This window comes from Methylocella sp. CPCC 101449 (assembly GCF_031921685.1).
Taxonomy (GTDB): domain Bacteria; phylum Pseudomonadota; class Alphaproteobacteria; order Rhizobiales; family Beijerinckiaceae; genus Terripilifer.
The window spans coordinates 1,498,041-1,516,895 of the sequence record NZ_JAPDHU010000002.1 but is presented as its reverse complement, the minus strand read 5'-3'; the positions used below and the strand labels follow the sequence as shown (position 1 = coordinate 1,516,895).

At 61.6% G+C, this 18,855-nt stretch carries 20 protein-coding genes; 10 read left to right on the top strand and 10 right to left on the bottom strand.

Going from position 1 to position 18,855, the window contains the following annotated elements:
* Positions 1-11: 11 nt before the first annotated feature.
* The 3 genes from OIM99_RS18040 to OIM99_RS18030 all read right to left on the bottom strand — a co-directional run bounded on the left by OIM99_RS18040 (position 12) and on the right by OIM99_RS18030 (position 3,406).
* Entirely contained in the window at positions 12-1,256 is a 1,245-nt protein-coding gene (locus tag OIM99_RS18040) for a TadE/TadG family type IV pilus assembly protein (protein WP_311851840.1), read from the bottom strand.
* Positions 1,257-1,653: 397 nt separating this feature from the next.
* Positions 1,654-3,024, bottom strand: coding sequence for a PleD family two-component system response regulator (locus tag OIM99_RS18035; RefSeq protein ID WP_311851839.1), 1,371 nt, complete (start codon positions 3,022-3,024; stop codon positions 1,654-1,656).
* Positions 3,025-3,034: 10 nt separating this feature from the next.
* Positions 3,035-3,406, bottom strand: a complete 372-nt coding sequence (locus tag OIM99_RS18030; RefSeq protein ID WP_311852282.1) for a response regulator — start codon at positions 3,404-3,406, stop codon at positions 3,035-3,037.
* Between the two features lie 117 nt (positions 3,407-3,523).
* Between OIM99_RS18030 and OIM99_RS18025 the strand changes: the two genes are divergently transcribed.
* The 3 genes from OIM99_RS18025 to OIM99_RS18015 all read left to right on the top strand — a co-directional run bounded on the left by OIM99_RS18025 (position 3,524) and on the right by OIM99_RS18015 (position 5,914).
* Positions 3,524-3,811: a DUF3572 domain-containing protein gene (locus OIM99_RS18025; protein WP_311851838.1), complete on the top strand. Its 288-nt coding sequence runs from the start codon at positions 3,524-3,526 to the stop codon at positions 3,809-3,811.
* Positions 3,812-4,008: 197 nt separating this feature from the next.
* Positions 4,009-4,425, top strand: coding sequence for a DUF6481 family protein (locus OIM99_RS18020; protein WP_311851837.1), 417 nt, complete (start codon positions 4,009-4,011; stop codon positions 4,423-4,425).
* A 223-nt stretch (positions 4,426-4,648) separates the two neighbouring features.
* Complete coding sequence (locus OIM99_RS18015; RefSeq protein ID WP_311851836.1) at positions 4,649-5,914, top strand: DNA polymerase IV; 1,266 nt, start codon at positions 4,649-4,651, stop codon at positions 5,912-5,914.
* On the opposite strand, the gene OIM99_RS18010 is transcribed toward OIM99_RS18015, so the two are convergent.
* Positions 5,911-6,864: an AraC family transcriptional regulator gene (locus tag OIM99_RS18010; RefSeq protein ID WP_311851835.1), complete on the bottom strand. Its 954-nt coding sequence runs from the start codon at positions 6,862-6,864 to the stop codon at positions 5,911-5,913. The two genes, OIM99_RS18015 and OIM99_RS18010, sit on opposite strands and share 4 nt — an antisense overlap.
* Before the next feature lie 106 nt (positions 6,865-6,970).
* On the opposite strand from OIM99_RS18010, the gene OIM99_RS18005 reads away from it, so the two are divergent.
* Complete coding sequence (locus OIM99_RS18005; protein WP_311851834.1) at positions 6,971-8,173, top strand: MFS transporter; 1,203 nt, start codon at positions 6,971-6,973, stop codon at positions 8,171-8,173.
* Between the two features lie 51 nt (positions 8,174-8,224).
* On the opposite strand, the gene OIM99_RS18000 is transcribed toward OIM99_RS18005, so the two are convergent.
* On the bottom strand, positions 8,225-9,064 hold the full coding sequence (locus OIM99_RS18000) for a cell envelope integrity EipB family protein (protein ID WP_311851833.1): 840 nt from the start codon (positions 9,062-9,064) through the stop codon (positions 8,225-8,227).
* Between the two features lie 153 nt (positions 9,065-9,217).
* Here OIM99_RS18000 and OIM99_RS17995 point away from each other — a divergent pair, with 153 nt between their 5' ends.
* Both OIM99_RS17995 and OIM99_RS17990 read left to right on the top strand, forming a co-directional pair.
* A complete protein-coding gene (locus OIM99_RS17995; protein ID WP_311851832.1) occupies positions 9,218-9,691 on the top strand; it encodes a RidA family protein in 474 nt (157 codons plus the stop codon).
* 1 nt (position 9,692) lies between these two features.
* Positions 9,693-10,454, top strand: coding sequence for a glycerophosphodiester phosphodiesterase family protein (locus OIM99_RS17990; protein ID WP_311851831.1), 762 nt, complete (start codon positions 9,693-9,695; stop codon positions 10,452-10,454).
* 194 nt (positions 10,455-10,648) lie between these two features.
* Here the strand turns inward: OIM99_RS17990 and OIM99_RS17985 are convergent, their stop codons facing one another.
* Positions 10,649-10,951, bottom strand: coding sequence for an Mpo1-like protein (locus OIM99_RS17985; RefSeq protein ID WP_311851830.1), 303 nt, complete (start codon positions 10,949-10,951; stop codon positions 10,649-10,651).
* A 217-nt stretch (positions 10,952-11,168) separates the two neighbouring features.
* On the opposite strand from OIM99_RS17985, the gene OIM99_RS17980 reads away from it, so the two are divergent.
* Both OIM99_RS17980 and OIM99_RS17975 read left to right on the top strand, forming a co-directional pair.
* On the top strand, positions 11,169-12,341 hold the full coding sequence (locus OIM99_RS17980; protein ID WP_311851829.1) for a GNAT family N-acetyltransferase: 1,173 nt from the start codon (positions 11,169-11,171) through the stop codon (positions 12,339-12,341).
* A 23-nt stretch (positions 12,342-12,364) separates the two neighbouring features.
* A complete protein-coding gene (locus tag OIM99_RS17975) occupies positions 12,365-12,775 on the top strand; it encodes a hypothetical protein (RefSeq protein ID WP_311851828.1) in 411 nt (136 codons plus the stop codon).
* Between the two features lie 14 nt (positions 12,776-12,789).
* Here OIM99_RS17975 and OIM99_RS17970 read toward each other — a convergent pair whose 3' ends face one another.
* Positions 12,790-13,059: an usg protein gene (locus OIM99_RS17970; protein WP_311851827.1), complete on the bottom strand. Its 270-nt coding sequence runs from the start codon at positions 13,057-13,059 to the stop codon at positions 12,790-12,792.
* Between the two features lie 191 nt (positions 13,060-13,250).
* Between OIM99_RS17970 and OIM99_RS17965 the strand changes: the two genes are divergently transcribed.
* Positions 13,251-13,679, top strand: a complete 429-nt coding sequence (locus OIM99_RS17965) for an HIT family protein (RefSeq protein WP_311851826.1) — start codon at positions 13,251-13,253, stop codon at positions 13,677-13,679.
* Here the strand turns inward: OIM99_RS17965 and OIM99_RS17960 are convergent.
* Positions 13,676-14,029 carry an AzlD domain-containing protein gene (locus OIM99_RS17960; RefSeq protein ID WP_311851825.1) on the bottom strand — a complete coding sequence of 118 codons (354 nt, stop codon included), beginning with the start codon at positions 14,027-14,029 and terminating at the stop codon, positions 13,676-13,678. The two genes, OIM99_RS17965 and OIM99_RS17960, sit on opposite strands and share 4 nt — an antisense overlap.
* A complete protein-coding gene (locus tag OIM99_RS17955) occupies positions 14,026-14,775 on the bottom strand; it encodes an AzlC family ABC transporter permease (RefSeq protein ID WP_311851824.1) in 750 nt (249 codons plus the stop codon). Before OIM99_RS17955 ends, OIM99_RS17960 begins: the two co-directional genes overlap by 4 nt.
* 151 nt (positions 14,776-14,926) lie before the next feature.
* On the opposite strand from OIM99_RS17955, the gene OIM99_RS17950 reads away from it, so the two are divergent.
* Complete coding sequence (locus OIM99_RS17950; protein ID WP_311851823.1) at positions 14,927-16,285, top strand: lyase family protein; 1,359 nt, start codon at positions 14,927-14,929, stop codon at positions 16,283-16,285.
* Positions 16,286-16,400: 115 nt separating this feature from the next.
* Here OIM99_RS17950 and clpA read toward each other — a convergent pair whose 3' ends face one another.
* The gene (gene clpA, locus OIM99_RS17945) at positions 16,401-18,854 is read right to left on the bottom strand and encodes an ATP-dependent Clp protease ATP-binding subunit ClpA (RefSeq protein WP_311851822.1); all 2,454 of its coding nucleotides are present in this window, start codon (positions 18,852-18,854) and stop codon (positions 16,401-16,403) included.
* Position 18,855 lies beyond the last annotated feature (1 nt).

Genomic DNA, 18,855 nt, shown 5'->3' with positions numbered 1-18,855 from the left:
CGACGACTCGCTTATCTGATGAAATAATAGCTCAGGGCACCGCTCGAACCGGCGGCGCTGATCGTCTTGGCCGAACTGGCGAACGTCCAATTGAGCGTGTTCAGGATGAGCTGATTGACGACGATGGTGATGTTCTCGGACGAGACGTTGGAGACCGAATTGAAGGTGATGTTGCGGCTCGGCAGATAGATGAGACCGGTGAAGGTGTGGCCGGCCGAGCCATTGATCGAGAAACTCGACTTCGACAGATTGGCCGCTTCATACATCAGCAGATTGGCATAGGTGCCGCTGGTCGGCGCGGAGATGTTGATGGCGACGCCGCTGTTGACCTGAATGTAGGAATTGGAGTCGACGAAATAGAAGGTGACGCCGGTGCCGTTCACTGTCCAGCCGCTGTTGAGATTCCAGCGCGTGTTTTTGAACACGTAGACGCCGGGCTGCAGGTTCAGCGTGCCGGAACCGTTGAAGTTGAAATTGCCGCAATAGACGCCAGGCGACAGTGTGTTGGTGCCGCTGTAGTTCTGATTGCTGACCGTGCAGGTGGCCGAAGCCGGGGTGGGCAGGGTGCCGGCGAAGGGATCGCTGGCGGTCGTACAGCCGGTGGAAAGCGCGGCGACGGCGCCGCCGTTCTGGATCACGTTCGTGCCGGCGACGCAGATTTTCGAAACCTGGAAATTTCCGCCCGAATTGAAAATCGCCGCAGGGGCGCCTTTTGAGGCGACGTCGATTTCGCAGGTCGGTGCATTGAGGGTGACGCCGCTGTTGACCAGCAACGATTGGCTGGACGTCGGGTCGAGCACCAGAATGCAGACATTGTTGGCGGCGGAGCCTCTGGTGGCGACTTTCGAGGCGACCGAAATCGTCAGATTGGCGCGGTTGATGAAGCTCAGGAACGTGGTGCTGATCTGAGCGGTCGCCGAACCCGTGGTCGTGCCGTCGGAGCCCCGGCTCCATGACCCTGAGAGGATGGAGAACCGGTTGCTGGCGGCTGCGGCGTTCAGCGAAGCCGTGCCAATCGTCGTGGCATCGCCGCTGGTTTGCGCGACTTGCATCGTCGCGCTGTCGAGCGCGTTCTGCAGACTGGCTTGGGCGGCGAGGCTGGAGCTGTATTCGACGGCAACGCCCGTGGCGATCACCAGAGGGACGGCGGCCAGCGCGAAGGCCGTGGCGACGGTGCCGGAACGATCACGTTTGAAAAGGGCCGTCCATGCGGCGAGGGGGCTGAGAAATCGGCCCCTGAGTTCAGTCTTACGCATAGATGGCAGCTCCAGACCCAAGTCGAACGGGAGGAGCCTGTTGTGTACGGGAACCTGATAAAGGAGTGGTAAGCGAACTCGCCGCGAATCGCTGAAAAGACATTAATTTTTGGATTTTTGGCTGAAGTCGGCGGCAGGTGGCCGGCCGGCGCAATTCCGAGGAGGCCACTCCTGAACCACGACCGGCCGGCCTGCCCCACGGACCCAGGAGATGCGGCGGACCTGAGCAACCCGTAGGGTGTTTGAAAGCTGCGGTGTCAGACTCATCGCTGACGGAGAGGACGTTATCGTGACAGCCGGGTCGAGCGCAATCGCTCAAAGTTCCCGTCCTCTGTTAAACGACTGTTTACCTAAAGGAATGCGGTTAACGCCCAAGCCTTGAGCTTGGGTTTACCGCTCAGGCGGCGTCCGCCGTGACGCGATTCCGACCTTCGTTTTTGGAGCGATAAAGCGCTCTGTCGGCCCGGCGGAACAGCACGTCGGGGTCGGTATCGTCTATGGACAGGGCAAGGCCGATCGAGACGGTGATCGGGATCAGCTTGGCGCCTTCGCCGATGCCGAACATGCTTTCTTCCACGGCGCAGCGGACGCGTTCGGCGATCCGGTGCGCGACGGTCATGCCGGTATCGGGCATAATGACCACGAATTCCTCGCCGCCGAGCCGGCAAATGAGATCGGCGCTGCGGATGACGTTCTTCACGCGATGCGCGAAGCCCTTGAGTACGTCATCGCCGGCATCATGGCCGTGGGTATCGTTGACGGCTTTGAAATGGTCGATGTCGAGGATCATCAGCGACAAGGGGCGGCTGCGGGCCGTTGCCTGGTCGAGCATCTCAGCCAGATGCATTTCGAGATAGCGGCGGTTGTAGAGGCCGGTGAGGGCATCGACCAGGGCGAGCTCGATGGAGGCCTGGACATTGTTGTTGAGCGCATCGGTATAGCGCTTGCGGCGCACCTGGGTGCGTGAGCGGGCGATGAGTTCGTTCTGGTCGACCGGGCGGCTGATGTAGTCGTTGACGCCGAGATCGAGGCCACGCAGCACTTTCGTGCGATCGTCGAGGTCTGCCACCAGCAGGATCGGCAGATGGCGCGTGCGTTCCAGCGAGCGAAGCTGGCTGCACAGGCGCAGGCCGTCGAAATCCTTCAGCGACAGGCTGACGACGACCAGTTCGAAATTGCCTTCGGCGGCACGAAAGAGGGCGTTCTGCGGCTCGTGTTCGAGTTCGACGTAATGGATCTTTTCGAACGAGCGCAGGATGCGTTCCGACGAACTGGCCCGGTCATCGACCACGAGGATGCGGGCGGCGGTGCCTTGGTCGGCGATGGCGGCCGACAGGCCGGTGTTGGCGCCCATGCTGGCGGCAGTGCGGGCGCGATTGCGCAATTCGTCGAGCGTGACTTTCAAGCGCGCCAGGGAGCGGACGCGCGCGATCAGCGCCACTTCGTCCACCGGCTTGGTGAGGAAGTCGTCGGCGCCCATGTCCAGGCCCTTCACCCGGTCGGAGGGTTGGTCCAGCGCGGTCACCATGATGACGGGAATGTGCGCGGTCGCCGGATCGCTCTTCAGACGGCGGCAGACTTCGAAACCGTCCATTTCGGGCATCATGACATCGAGCAGAACGATGTCGCACTGGCCGCTGGCGCATAGGGCCAGGGCGTCCAGCCCGTTGGTGGCCGTGGTGACGTCGAAATATTCGGCCGTCAGCCGGGCTTCCAACAATTTGGTGTTGGCGAGAATGTCGTCGACAACGAGAACGCGCGCAGTCATGCCGGGCCCCTTACTTGTCGCCCGTATAGTTGCGGATGGTTTCCAAAAATTTCACGACAGAAATCGGCTTCGACAGATAAGCCTCGCAGCCGCCCTGGCGAATCTTCTCCTCGTCGCCTTTCATGGCGAAAGCCGTCACGGCGATCACGGGAATGTCGCGCAGGGTTTCGTCGTCCTTGATCCACTGTGTCACCTGCAGCCCGGACACTTCCGGCAGCTGGATGTCCATGAGAATCAGGTCTGGATGGTGTTTACGCGCCAATTCAACGGCTTCCACGCCGTTGCGCGTCTGAACAGTCTGATAGCCGTGGGCTTCGAGCAGATCGTTGAAGAGCTTCATATTCAGCTCATTGTCTTCTACGATCAAAACCGTTTTTGCCATATCGGATGCGTGTCCCCGGTGCCGGCTCGCCAGATCGCGAGGCTTGAGCACCCCTTGTCGTCTTGTATCCCATGAACATTTACGAAAAGAGAATCCAACCAACAAATGCCGGGGCAAATGAGTCGTCAAATCAATCATCAAGCTGCTGAATCCTTAGCCATAGAAGCACTGGCTTTCTTGGCGGCGGACGAGGAGCGGCTGTCCCGCTTCCTGGCCTTGAGCGGCATCGATCCGGCCAATATCCGGCAAGCAGCCGCCGATCCGGGCTTTCTTGCGGCGGTTCTGGACTATCTGGCGGGGGACGAGCGCCTGCTCCTGATGTTCGCCGAACAGGTGGGGCGCGACCCTGGTGACGTTAACAAGGCCTTAATGGCGATGGGCGGGAAGTCGCCGGAATGGAGCTAATCGGCTTGTTGAAGGCCTGAATCCAGATTTCGTCGCATTCATCTGATAGCTTTTGGAAATCCCCGCATATTCTTGGATACCGTCCTGGTCGTTCGGGCCAGCTTTCGGGCGGTGTGCGGGGCGAAAACGGTGGTCTGCCCGCCGCCTGTGTTGAAAAATCAGACAGCGTGGATTAGCTCCGCGTCGTTGAGGCGGTGGTGGAGACCGCGCTTATTGGAGAACAAGTGAGTAATTTTTTAGAACCAAATCTGAGACAGCGCCGGGACGCGGCCGCTGCAGCGAAAAAGGCGACGCTGGATAAAATTCGTGCCTTAGCCAACGATCCCGCACTTGAGGCGCGCCGCGCTGAACGCGAGGCGATCGTCAAAGCCCGTATGGCGCGCGAAGCCGAACGAGAGGCCGCTAAGAAAGTCCGCGAGGCTGAGCTTGCTGCCCAGGCTGCTCGCGATCTCGAACTGGCCAAGCAGGCCGAGGCGAAAGCCAAGGCCGAAGAGGAACAGCTGAAAGCCGAACTGGAAGCCGCGGATGCCGCGCTGAAGGCCGAGCAGAAGGCTGCTCGCGATCGGCGCTATGCGGAACGCAAGGCCGCCAAGAAAGAACGCCGCAAGGGTTGAGCAAGGGTTGATATCTTGCGGCTGCGGTGTGGCCGCCCTGAGTTTGAGCCCCGCTGTCCGGTGCTTCCGGCGGCGGGGCTTTTCGTTTGCCTGGCCGAAGCCCGACACGGTCCCGGACTTTTTGTCAGGATCCGGCAAAAGGCTGCGCCCCGGCATAGGGGCACGGGGGATATGTGCCGGTGCGTTCTTGCCGGTTCTCGCTTTGTCCGCCAATGTTTGCGGCATGGATAAGATGATCCTGTGCCGCGACTGTCTTGCGCGAAGCCCGGCGGGCGGGCGGCGCTGCGCAGCCTGTGGGTCGCCGAGAATCGTCAGCCACGACGAACTGGATCAGCTCAGCGTCGCGCATATCGATTGCGATGCTTTTTACGCGGCGATCGAGAAACGCGACAATCCGGCCTTGCGGGATGAGCCGCTGATCGTCGGGGGCGGCAAGCGCGGCGTGGTCTCCACCTGCTGCTATATCGCGCGCACCTATGGCGTGCGTTCGGCGATGCCGATGTTCAAAGCGCTGGCACTCTGTCCGCAGGCGAAGGTCGTGCGCCCCGACATGCAGAAATATGTCACCGTCGGCCATCAGGTGCGCGAGCTGATGCTGGAATTGACGCCGCTGGTCGAGCCGCTGTCGATCGACGAGGCGTTTCTCGATCTCGGCGGCACCGAGCGTCTGCATCAGGCGAGTGCTGCCGCCGTACTGGCGCGGTTCGCCAGCCGGATCGAACGGGAGCTGGGCATCACCGTGTCGGTTGGTCTGTCCTACTGCAAATTCCTGGCGAAGATGGCGTCCGATCTCGACAAGCCGCGTGGCTTCGCCGTCATCGGGCAAGCGGAAGCCAAGGCGTTCCTGGGCGCGCGGCCAGTGTCGGCCATCTGGGGCGTCGGCAAGGTGGCGCAGGAGCGTTTCGAGCGCGAAGGTCTGCGCATGATCAGCGACATCCAGGCGCTCGAGGAAATCGAGATGTTCCGTCGCTTCGGCCCCGAAGGACGGCGGTTGTGGCGTCTTTCGCATGGGCTCGACGATCGCACCGTTTCGCCGGAGCGTGAACGCAAGAGCGTGTCGGCGGAAACCACATTCGAGGAAGATATCTCCGATCTCACCGTCCTGTCGCAAAAACTGTTCCTGCTCAGCGAGAAAGTATCGTCGCGCCTGAAGGCGCAAGGCATTTCCGGCGACAGTCTGACGTTGAAATTGAAGACGGCGGATTTCCGTATTCTGACGCGCGCGCGCATGCTGTCTGAGCCGACGCAGCTTGCCAGCCGCATTTTCGAGGCGGCGCGCGATCTTCTTGCCAAGGAAGGGAACGGCCGGCGCTATCGTTTGATCGGCGTGGGTATTTCAAATCTGGTCGAGGCGGCGCAGGCCGATCACGGCGATCTCGCCGATACGCGCGTGGTGCGGGAGAAGGCGACCGAAACCGCCATCGATAGTCTGCGCGAGAAATTCGGCCGGAGCGCGATCACCAAAGGCATCGTCTTCGGCAAACGTTAGACGCTCGCCGCGTTTTTGCCGCGCCGCGCGCCAGGGGATTGCCCGGTCGAACGTTTGAAGGCCCGGCTGAAGGCGGCCTGCGAAGCATAGCCAAGCCGCTCGGCGACCTTATCGATCGACATGCGATCACGCTCGAGCCATTGCGCGGCAAGGCGCATGCGCAGGTCCGTGGCGTAACGCAAGGGCGGTTGTCCGACGATGGCCTGGAAGCGGTCGGCGAAGACCGAGCGTGAGGTGCCGGCTTCCGTCGCGAGATCGGCCACGGTCCAGTCGCGGCTGGGATCGCGATGAAGCGCCGCGATGGCGCGACCAAGGCGCGGGTCATGCAGCGCGACAAACCAGCCGGTGCCGTCGCGGCAGTTGCATTCGATCCAATCGCGCACGATCGAGGCGGCGACCACATCGGCGAGACGCGCGGTGATGCCCACCGAACCGGCACGCGGCTGACAGGTTTCCCGTTCCATCGCGTGGAGCATGGGCCTGATTTCAGGTTGCCGGTTCAGCAGGTCGTCGACTTGCATCACGTCGGGCATTTGATCGATGAGGGGGCGCATGCCGCCGAGATCGAAATCCATGCAGGCGCTGAAGATCAGCGCATCGCGATGCTGGCCGGTCTCGTCAACGCAGGCAGACGTGACGCTGATGTTTTCGCACAGCGGTTTGGTGGCGAAGCTCTCGACAGGGCGGCTCGGTTCGTCGGGCGCCGAAACCAGGTCATGAGGGCCGCCGCGCGGCATGAGCAGGGCGTCGCCGCTGCGCAGAACGATCGGGTCCGCCCCATAACCGCGCAGAAACAGCGTGCCCTCCGCCACGAAGTGAAACTGCGCCCGTCCGGCGTGGGTGTCGAAGCGCAAACCGAAGGGCTTGGTCACCTGGGTGCGCCGATAGGTGACGCCCAGGAGCCGCATGCCCAGCATGATCTCGCTCACCAAGTCATGGGCGGTGTTCACAGTGTCTCCGGACGAATGATCAATAGTTCGAGATTTTATGGCATATATCGTCCGGATTGTCGATCCTATTTATGTTGCAACGCAGCGCAAAGGAGCTGGTCGCGACATGAGTGCGAATACGGACATAGATATCAATATAGAGCCTTTTACGGCTGTGCCCAAGCCAGCTTTATGGGCCGGTGTGGTCGCCATGATGCTGGGCGTCACGGCCCTGCTGACGGCGGAATTGTTGCCGGCGAGCGTTCTGACGCCGATGGCGCAAGGCTTGGGCGTGACCACAGGGGTGGCGGGCCAGGCGGTGACGGCAACCGCGTTTGCCGGCCTGATCGGGGCGCTGCTGAGCGCCACGGTGACGCGCCGCTTCAACCGCAAGCCAGTTCTGCTGGCGTTCTCGCTGCTCCTGATCGTGTCGAACCTTCTGGCGGCGGTCGCGCCGAATATCGAGCTTCTGCTGGCGGCGCGCATCGTGCTCGGCCTGGCCATCGGCGGCTTCTGGACCATGGCGGCGGCGACGACGATCCGCATGGTGCCCGAAGCGATGGCGGCCCGTGCCATAGCGATCGTCATGAGCGGCATACCGGCTGCGATGATCATCGCCATTCCTGTCGGCGGTTATTTGAGCGATCTCGTCAATTGGCGGGTCATTTTCGCTTTGGCAGCGGCTCTGGGTGCCTTGGTGCTGGTGTTGCAGATGTTGTTTCTGCCGCGTGTCGCGCCCAAAGGACATGCCAGTCTTGCGGTGCTCGGCGACATCATTTCGCGGCCGGGAATCGGTTTTGGATTTGCGGCGGCGATCTTGGTCTTCACCGGGCACTTCGGTTATTTCACCTATATCCGCCCTTATCTTGAAACCGTGACCACCGTGAACGTTGGCACGATGGCGATGATCCTCTTCGTCTTCGGTGTTGGCAGCTATGTCGGAACGTTTGTGAGCGGCGCGGCGGTTGAGCGCAGTCTCAAAGGCACGTTGATCGTGGCGGCGTTGGGCATGGGGGTGCTTGGTCTGCTGCTCGCCGCATTCGGTGGTGCGCTCGCTTTCGATACGGCTCTCATCGTGATCTGGGGCGTTCTCTTTGGCGCCGTGCCCGTGGCCTTTACCACGTGGATCACGCGCGCGGTGCCAGACGAGGTCGAGAGCGCCACGGGGCTGCTCGTTGCCTTGATCTTTGTTGGGATCGCCGCTGGCGCCGCCGGTGGCGGGGCGATCTTTGATCTGAACGGCGTGCGGGGTGTGTTTCTGGTGGGCGGTCTTGCTCTGCTTGGCGCGGCCGTGCTGGTCGCGGTCCGCGTGCAAACCAAGGAAGCCTGAAGAGCCTTGTCAGGGGCAGTTCGCTGCCCCTGACAGATTAAGGGCAAGAGATTAAGGGCAGGGGCTCGCCGGCAGCATTTCCAGCTTCGACATCTTGCCCTTCAGCGCGAAGTCGCCGTAGTCGAGCGTGAGATCGCTGGAAATGCCATTGTCCCACATCTGGAAGGCCATTTTGTAATTCGGATTGGCGTCGGCCTTGGCATTGTCGAAATAGCTGACATTGACGCGCCAGCGCGCCATGCCCTTCATCGCTTCGACATCCTTCGTCGGATCGTCGAGCGGATCTTGCGAGCGGTGACCGAAAATGTTGAGCGTGTGATAGATTTTATCGCCGCCATCCGTGCCGTCGTAGATTTTCATTTCCATCGCCGTCTCGCCGGCGCGCGCCGCCGCGATGGAGCGCACCATCTGCATCGTCGGGAAGGTAACTTCCACGTCCGCATCGGAGCGTTTCGGCATCGGCTGCTTGACGTTGATCGACAGCGCGCCGTCGTCGGAGCGGGTGGCCTCGCCTTCGTTGGTGCTGACCACGCGATCGGCGATCATGTTCTCGATGCGGAAGTTCAACGTTTTGCCGTCGCCGCTCTCAAAAGTGGTGGAGCGTGTGTCGGTCATGCGGGGCTCGCCTTCCGACGGCGTGATCTCGGTGATCTGGCGGAACGACACTTCGTAGCCTTTGCAGGCCGAACCGCTGAACTCATAGACAATGCGGCCGCGCACGGCGACCGGCGCCGCGCTGCCGGTGCCGCGCAGCAGCGACAGTTCATAAACCGCGCGATGGGGTGACAGATGCACCGGCTCGGCGGCCATGCCGACACTGGCTTGCAACAAAACCGCGACGCCGGCCAGAGTGGCGCGCTGGGACATGCGGACGGCGCAACGCTGTGTCATGAAAGGCCTCTAAGCAGAATCGATGCCGGATAGGCGGCTCTCGTGGCGAAATTAGGGTTTCGGCAGGGGGCTGCAACCGGCATAATCATCAAATCGACGTGCTGTGGGCTGAACGCGGCGGTCGTCCAAAATTTCGTTTTACGAGGTCCGTCCATGTCCACGGTTGAAGGGCGTCTGAAAGCATTGGGAATTGAGCTGCCGTCGCCGGCGGCACCGGTCGCCAATTATGTGCCTTGGACCATCTGCGGCTCGATTTTGACGATTTCCGGCCAATTGCCCTTTGGTGTGGACGGCAAGCTGCCGCCGCAGTTTCTCGGCCGCGTGGCGGGCGAGGTTTCGGAGGAAAATGGCCGGGCCGCCGCCCAGCAATGCGCCGTCAACGTGTTGGCGCAGGTGCGTGCGGCGCTTGGCTCCTTCGAACGGGTCAAGCAGTGTCAGCGGCTCGGCGGTTTCATCGTCGCCGCGCCGAATTTCTTCGCTCTGCCTGCCATCATGAACGGTGCCTCCGATTTGATGGTGACGGCTTTGGGTGAGGCCGGCCGGCACGCCCGTTCGACGGTCGGCGTGGCGCAACTGCCCCTCAATGCCGCCGTCGAAGTGGAAGCGGCATTCGAGATCGCGGCCTGAAATGCCGGCTCCATCCTGGCTCGTCGCTCGCCCGATCGCTCACCGGGGTTTGCATGATCGCACCGCCGGCGTGATCGAGAACTCATTGTCGGCGGCATGGCGCGCCGTGGCCGGCCGTTATGCAATGGAATGCGACGTCCAACTGACAGCCGATGGCGAGGTCGTCGTGTTTCATGATTTCACGCTTGATCGTTTGATCGGTCGGGAGGGCCGGGTGGCCGACATAGCTTCGGCTGACCTCACGCAAATGTCCCTGCGGGGCAGCAACGACAAAGTGCCGACGCTCGCGGCTCTGCTCGATGTCATGGGCGCCGAGCATACGCTGGTGATCGAGATCAAGAGTGCCTTCGACGGCGACATGCGCTTGGCCGAGCAGACGGCGCGGGTCGTCGCGCGCCATGGCGGACAGGTGGCCTTGAAGAGTTTCGATCCACAGGTGATGACGCATCTGCGCGCCAATAAGGATGCGCTCGGCATTCCGAATGTGCCGCTCGGCATGGTTGCGGAAGCGCATTATGATGATGCGGAATGGAGCTTTCTCTCCGATACGGACAAGCGGACGCTCAGCAATTTCCTGCATTGGGATGCGACGCGGCCGGATTTCCTGTCCTATTACGTCAACGATTTTCCCCATGCGGTGCCGCATCTCTTGCGCCGCGCGTTGGGGCTGCCGGTGATGACATGGACGGTGCGCACGCCGGCGCAGAAACAGGCGGCGGCGCAGTGGGCCGATCAGATCGTCTTCGAGGGAGATATCGCGTAGCAGGCGGTTGAAAAACTCTCCGTGTCATTCCCGACGCGCGAAGCGCGAGCGGGAATCCAGGAGCGAGTGGTAAAACGCTGCATATCGTAGCGCGCACGACAGTCTCGAACAGCGCTCTACCGCTTGCCCCTGGATCCCCGCTCGCCTGCTACGCAGGCGTCGGGGATGACACGCAGGCTTCAGTTGGCATCTGATCACACGGCGCCGCGCATTTTCGCCAACCACCACCGCAGGCCGACGAAGAGAAAACGCCAGTCGTGGAAGAATTCCGGCGGCTTGTGTTCGTAGAGATGGCCGACGAACTGCAAGACCCAGCCGAGGAGGAAGAGCGCCGCGGCCCAGATCCACAGATGGGTGACGAAGGGCGAAAAGACGAACAGGACGATGGCGACGACGATCATCGGAATGCCGAACGTGTGGCAGATCCGGTTGCGGGGATCGCGATGGCTCGTTTCATACTCGGCGATCCATTCGCTCCAGGGGCGACCGAAAAACATGACACCCTCCTCAAGCCATTGTGATCTTAGAGTCTCATAGGGGCGACAGTGGGGTCAATGCGGCTTTCGGCGCGGTTCCGGCTTGCGTAAACCCAGCCCGGTACTACATTTCCAGCACTACATTTTAGGCATGGCCCGCCCTGGGCGTGGCCGCCCGCCGGTTCTATATTCCTCGCTGATGTCCGAGTCCGCCTTCCAGATTCGAATTGCCCGCTCCATGGCCGATATCGATGCGGCCGGCTGGAACGCGTGCGCCAACCCGCCCGACATCGACTGCGATCCAGCCGATCCGCAGCGGGAACGGTTCAATCCGTTTTTGACCCATGCCTTTCTCAACACGCTGGAGACCTCCGGTTCGGCCACGTCGCGCACCGGCTGGTCGCCCGTGCATCTGGTGGTCGAGAACAAGGGTGGTGCGATCCTGGCTTGCGCGCCCTGCTATCTGAAGACCCATTCGCAGGGCGAATATGTTTTCGATTATGCCTGGGCCGATGCGTTCGAGCGGGCCGGCGGTCACTATTATCCCAAGCTGCAAGTCAGCGTGCCGTTCACACCCGCTCAGGGTCGGCGTCTGCTGGTGGCGCCGGGCACGAATGTGGCGGCGGCGCAAGCGGCGCTGGTCGAAGGCTTTCGCGCCTTGCAGGCACGCACCGGAGCTTCCTCGACGCACATCACCTTTCCGTTGAAGCAGGAATGGGATGCGCTCGGACAGAACGGCTTTCTGCGCCGTACCGGCAAGCAGTTCCATTTCTTCAATCGCGGCTATGACGATTTCGACGGGTTCCTTGCCGATCTTGCTTCGCGCAAGCGCAAGAACATCCGCAAGGAGCGGGTGGAAGCTCTGGCGCACGGCATCGAGATCGAATGGGTGACGGGCCGCGACATTACCGAAGCGCATTGGGATGCCTTCTTTGCTTTCTACATGGACACCGGCTCACGCAAATGGGGCCGGCCTTATCTGACACGCAGCTATTATTCGCAGGTTGGCGAAGCGATGGCGGATCGCATCCTGCTGGTGATGGCCAAGCGGAACGGCCGCTATATCGCTGGCGCGATCAATTTCATCGGCGACGACGCGCTTTATGGCCGCAACTGGGGCGCGATCGAGGAGCATCCCTTCCTGCATTTCGAGGTCTGCTACTATCAGGCGATCGAATTCGCCATTGCACGCAAGCTGTCGCGTGTTGAGGCTGGCGCACAGGGCGAACATAAACTGGCGCGTGGCTACGGCCCGGTCGAGACCTATTCGCTGCACATGTTCGAGGACCCACGGCTGGCCCGTGCCGTCGATGGTTTCTTGCAGCAGGAACGGGAAGCGATTAGCCAGTCGATCGAAATTTATGGCGAGCACGTGCCATTCCGCCGCGATCTGGAGCGGGAGCTGGAGTGAGTTCGCCTGATCGGGGATACATCATGTCTGACATGCAACCGAGCCAAAGCGCCGATCTGATCAGCGCCAATATCATCGTCAATTTGCCTGTCGATGCCCCGGTGCATGAGATAGCGGACTTCGCCCTCTACAAAGAGGAAGTGGTGAGTGGGTTTCGCCACGTTTATTACATGAGTTCCATCGGTGACGAGGATGAGCTCTCCGTGCAGGACGGGCTTGATCTTCTCGTTGGGGCGATTGAGCACGCGCGCGACGATCTCACGAAGATTCTGAAGCTTGAAGGCGCCACGGTGACATTGGACGTGGCGCTTTTTCCAAACCCTGGCTTCGCCACGGTTTCTTATGCGCTACCACCGGCTTTGGCGCGTCAACTCGTCGAGCTGGGCATCCTCTTCAGCGTCATGACGGTGATCCCCACCGAAATGCCCCAGTGATGTAAGCCAGGGCTTCAGTTCAGCAGGAACTCTTGATCGCACATGCGCAGCTCTGCCGGCTTGATCAGCCGGGCATGGGCTATTCTCACCGAATAGAGGCTACCGTCGAGCTTGGTCGTCCAGAATTCCAGGAAACGCGTCAGTTCCGGAAAGCGCGGGTGCAGATCGTAGTCCTGCCAGATATAGCTTTGCAGGATCGCCGGGTGGTCCGGCATGCGGTACAGGATTTCCGCCGTCGTCAGACCGTAGCCAGCAAGCTGACGTACAAAATCACGAGATGCCATCAGGTCCTCCGCGATAAGGCCGAGGTGAAGATGATAGGGCCGACTCTGTCACAACAAAGTTAAATATTAATAAAATCCACGTGAAAACAGTTTGTTAGCAGCGCTCTCCCGTGAGTGCCAAAAGTCGAATGGCAGCCATTCCCTTGACGGGCGTGAAACGGCAGGTTTTTGCTGCGCGCGGAGATGCCAGCATGCCTTACCGTCTTGAATATCAACCCGATAATATCTTTGCGAAGATCCTGCGCGGCGAAATGCCGTGTCATAAGGTATTCGAGGACGACGTCGCCTTTGCGTTCATGGACATCATGCCGCGCGGCGATGGCCACACGCTGATCATTCCCAAGGTCGAAGCGCGCGGCCTCCTCGATATGCCTGCCGCGGCACTTGGTCCGTTCATGGAGCGGGTGCAGCGTGTCAGCGCCGCCGTGGTGAAGGGGATGGATGCAGAAGGCCTGACACTGCAGCAGTTCAACGAGACGGCTGGCGGCCAGGTGGTGTTCCATCTGCACTTCCATGTCATCCCGCGCTGGGAAGGCATCCGATTGCGTCCGCACACGGGCGAGATGGAAAAGCCCGATGTGTTGCGTCAAAACGCCGAGCGCATTCGCGCGGCTCTTTAACCGGCAAACCACCAGGCCGCGCCGACGATCGCTGCTTCTCCGGCTGCCACGCCGGCGATGACGGATCGGCGGGTGAGGGCGAAGACGCCAAGACCGATGACCATCGCGCCAGCACGCGCCAAGAGCGGCACGGTGGCGAGCGCGCCAGACGGTGTCAGCAGAATGTTGGCGACGACACCGGCGAGCAGGGCTGTCGCCACCGCGCGCACCCATTCCAGCAGTTCCGATTTCTCGTCGATGCCGCGGCCGACGATGACCGAGAGCATGCGCCAGATCTCACTTGGCAGGAAGCCGAAGAGGATCAAAGCGAAATAGGGCCACAGGCCGCCGCTCCAGGCTTCGGGTGTCATAGATGGGCTCCGTGCCGGCGAATGCGCTTTTGCCATAGCCAGGCGGCGGTGCCGCCGACGAGGCCGATGATCATCAGATCGAAACCGGCGCTGACGATGCCCTTGAGCGACGGCGCCAGCACGAAGCCAGACGACAAGGCGATCCAATCGATCGGTTCGCGGGCATTGCGCGCCAGGGTCGAGGTAAAATAGATCGGCGTGATGAACAGCAGGCCGGCGGCGAAAGCATGCGGCAGGGTGGCAGCGAGCGTGTAGCCGATCCAGGTGGCGATCAGAGCGGCAACGACCAGGCTATGCGCCAGACCCATGAACCAGGGCATGCGACCGTGCGGTGGAATCTGGCGAATGGCTTGAATCGATTCCGCCCAGACCGTCACCGCCACCTGATGCATGGCGTAAAGCAAGGTGAGGCGCGATCCGGCCGACTGGCGCAGCACGGGCAGCAAAGACACGCACATCGGCAGCAGACGGATCGATGACAGCGAGATCGATAAAGCAATCGCGGGCAAAGCGACGCCATTGATCAAAGCGCCGAAATAGATCACCTGCGCCGGTCCGGCCCAGATCGTCACCGTGGACAGCAGCGCCGCGCCAAGGGGAACGCCGGCTTCGCGGGCCAGGCCGCCGATGCCGAGAAAGGTGAAGGCCATGACGAAGATCGGCAGGCGGGCGGCGACCATGATGCCCCGGCGCAGCCAATAGGCCCGGCCTTGGGTTCCTGGGGTTTCGCTCTCCTGTACCGACATACCGTGTTAGGTGCATAAGCGTCGCGTCATGTAAAGTCAGTCCATCGTCAAGCAACAGAGAATGGACGAAGAGGGAGGTTCGCCGATGATTTCCGTATGCATTTTTTCACCGCTCCGAACGTGGACAGTCGCATTCGGCTTCGCGTTGGCCGTGATCGGGGGACATGGCGCCGCTGAGGCGCAATCGACGACGGAGCTGTTCAGCCGGGCGAACACCCAGCAGATGCTGATGCGGATGGAAGTGGCGCTGGCGCGCGTGCAGGCGCGCCGTGGCATCATTCCGAAAGCCGCGGCCGATGAGATCGAGCGGACGGCCAGCATCGATTTCGTTTTGCCGCAACGGGTGGCGGAAGAGCAGCGCCGCGTCGGCCATCCGCTCGTCGCTCTCATCAATGTTTGGGCGAAAGTCACGCAAGGCGATGCGGGCGAATACATTCATTATGGGGCGACGACGCAGGACATTTACGACACCGTGCAATTGGCGCAGTGCCGCGAGGCGGCGCGGTTGTTCATCGCCGATTTGCGGCGGGTGGAAGAGGGGCTCTTGAACCTGGCGCAGGAACATCGCGCCACGCCGATGATCGGCCGCACGGTGGGTCGCCATGCACTGCCTTTGACGTTTGGCGTAAAGGTCGGGAGCTGGTTGTCCGAGAACCGACGCAATATCGAGCGCCTGAAAGGCTGGATCGAACGGTCGAATACGGCGATGTTGTCCGGCGCCGTCGGCAGCTATGCGGCTTTGGGGCCCGATGCCTTCGCCGTCGAGGCGGAGGTCGCCAAGGAGCTTGGGGCCGGCACGCCTTTTACCGCTGACTGGAAGGGGGCGCGTGACATGCATGCCGAATATGGCGAGCTGCTGGCGATCACCGCGCGTTCGCTGGGGCGCATGGGGCAGGAAGTGTTCCTGCTGCTCGGTGATGATTTCAACGAGCTGGAAGAGCCGACGGAAAACGTCGGCTCATCGACCATGCCGCATAAGGTCAATCCGAGCTATTCGCGCACGGTGGTGCAGATGGCGCGCGTGGTGCCGGCGCAGGCGCAAATCCTGCTCGACTGGATGATGACCATCTATGAGCGGGACCAGATTTCCAATGCCGATACGCTGGGCGATATTTCCATCGCGATGGAACGCTCGACCAAGGCTGCGGCGCGCATGGTCGCGGTGCTGAAAGTTCACCCCGAAAACATGGCCCGTAATATCGATCGTACCCGCGGGCTGATCATGGCCGAAGAGGCGATGTTCATTCTCGGCGAGAAGATCGGCAAGCATACGGCGCATGAGGAAGTGCGGCTGGCGGCGCGGGCGGCCTGGGAGAAGGGTACGACCTTGATCGAGGAGATCAACGCGCGGCCGCAGCTCGCGGGCGTCGCCAAGGATATGAAGCTGGAGGAGCGTCTCGATCCCAAGAAATATATCGGCCTGTCGGCTGAGGCCACTGATCGAACCATCGCCTTCATCAAGCGGGCCCGAGAAACAGACGCGTCGGCGTTGAAGCCGGAGCGAGGCTGAAAACGCAAGTGGCGCAGGCATTTTCTGCCTGCGCCACTGGATTGCTTCGCTACGCTCGCGATGACGACATCGCGAAACATTTTCGGTTCTGATCTTTGATCAGAACCGAAAAGCTCTAGCTCTTGAGCGGTTCCGGCGGGGTGACGTCGGGCTCGTCGTTGTTGGTGGCGCGCTGCTTGGCGCGGCGCACTTCCGGTTCCTCGCGCGGGGTACGCTTCTTGCGGCTGGCCTCGACCACTTCGCGGTCGGGCTTGGGCAGAACCGGGCCTTCCGGATAGATGAAGGCCAGCTTCTTCTTGCCGTTCTCGTCGTCCTGCACGACGACCTGCACCGTGCCGCCGCCCTTCAGGCGACCGAAGAGCACTTCATCGGCCAGCGGCGTCTTGATGTGCTGCTGGATGACGCGTCCCATCGGCCGGGCGCCCATCGCTTGGTCGTAGCCGTTGTCGATGAGCCAGTTGCGGGCTTCGTCGGACAGTTCGATCGTGACGTTGCGGTCGCCGAGCTGGGTCTCGAGCTGGGCGATGAACTTGTCCACCACCTGCGCGATGACGGTGCGCGGCAGATGACCGAACTGCACGATCGCGTCGAGACGGTTGCGGAACTCCGGCGCGAATAACCGGTTGATCGCTTCCAAATCCTCGCCTTCCCGCTTGCTGCTGTTGAAGCCGAAGGCGGCGCGCGCCATGTCGGCAGCACCGGCATTCGTCGTCATGATCAAGATGACGTTGCGGAAGTCGATCTGCTTGCCATGGTGGTCGGTCAACTTACCGTGATCCATGATCTGCAGCAGGATGTTGAACAGGTCCGGATGGGCCTTTTCGATCTCATCGAGCAGCAGCACGCAATAGGGATGCTGGTCGACCGCATCGGTCAGCAAGCCACCCTGGTCGAAGCCGACATAGCCCGGAGGGGCTCCGATCAGACGGCTGACCGTGTGGCGCTCCATATATTCGGACATGTCGAAGCGGACGAGTTCGACGCCAAGGGCGACAGAGAGCTGGCGTGCCACTTCGGTCTTGCCGACGCCGGTGGGGCCCGAGAACAGATAGCTGCCGATCGGCTTCTCGCCGTCGCGCAGGCCGGCACGCGCCAGCTTGATCGCCGCCGACAAGGCTTCGATCGACTTGTCCTGGCCGTAGACGACGCGCTTGAGCGTCTCTTCCAGATGCTGCAGCACTTCCGCATCGTCCTTCGACACGGTCTTGGCCGGGATGCGCGCCATGGTCGCGATGGTGGCTTCCACCTCCTTCGTGCCGATGGTCTTCTTGCGCTTGTTTTCCGGCAGCAGCATCTGGCTCGCGCCGGTTTCGTCGATCACGTCGATCGCCTTATCCGGCAGCTTGCGGTCATGGATGTAGCGCGCCGACAGTTCGACGGCGGTCTTGATCGCATCGTTGGTGTAACGGACGCGATGGAATTCCTCGAAATAGGGCTTGAGGCCCTTCATGATTTCGATCGAATCTGGGATCGACGGTTCGTTGACGTCGATCTTCTGGAAGCGACGCACCAAGGCGCGATCCTTCTCGAAATACTGGCGATATTCCTTGTAGGTGGTCGAGCCGATGCAGCGCAGCGCGCCCTGCGCCAGGGCAGGCTTCAAGAGGTTCGAGGCATCCATCGCACCGCCCGAGGTGGCACCGGCACCGATGACGGTGTGGATCTCGTCGATGAACAGGATGGCGTTCTTGTGCTGCTCGATTTCCTTGATCACCTGCTTGAGGCGTTCTTCGAAATCGCCGCGATAGCGCGTGCCGGCGAGCAGGGTGCCCATGTCGAGCGCGAAGACGGTGGCGCGCGCCAGCACTTCGGGCACTTCGCCCTTGATGATCTTGCGCGCCAAACCTTCGGCGATCGCCGTCTTGCCGACGCCGGGATCGCCGACGAGCAAGGGATTGTTCTTCTGCCGGCGGCAGAGAATCTGGATCGTGCGCTGCACTTCGGCTTCGCGGCCGATGAGCGGATCGATGCGGCCGTCGCGGGCCTTCTTATTGAGGTTGACGCAATAGGCTTCGAGCGCGCCTTCCTTCTTCTTGCTGTCGCCCTGGTCGCGGGCTTCGCCGCGCTCGCGCTGGCCCTCTTCCTCGTCGGCACCGCGCGGCGCCTTGGAGGTGTCGGACATACCGGGGCGCTTGGCGATGCCATGGCTGATGTAGTTGACGGCGTCGTAGCGCGTCATGTCCTGCTCCTGCAGGAAATAGGCGGCGTGGCTTTCGCGCTCGGCGAAGATGGCGACGAGCACGTTGGCGCCGGTCACTTCTTCGCGACCGGAAGACTGCACGTGAATGACGGCACGCTGAATGACGCGCTGGAAGCCGGCTGTCGGCTTGGCTTCGTCGCCACGCCCGTTGGTGGCGAGATTGGCGAGCTCATGATCGATGTAATTGACCAGGCTCTTGCGCAGCGCTTCGAGATCGACCGAGCAGGCACGCATGACGGCTGAGGCGTCGGAGTCCTCGATCAGGCTGAGCAGCAGATGTTCCAGCGTGGCGTATTCATGACGACGTTCGTTGGCCGTCGCCAGCGCCCGGTGCAACGTCTGTTCGAGATTTCTAGAGAACGACGGCATT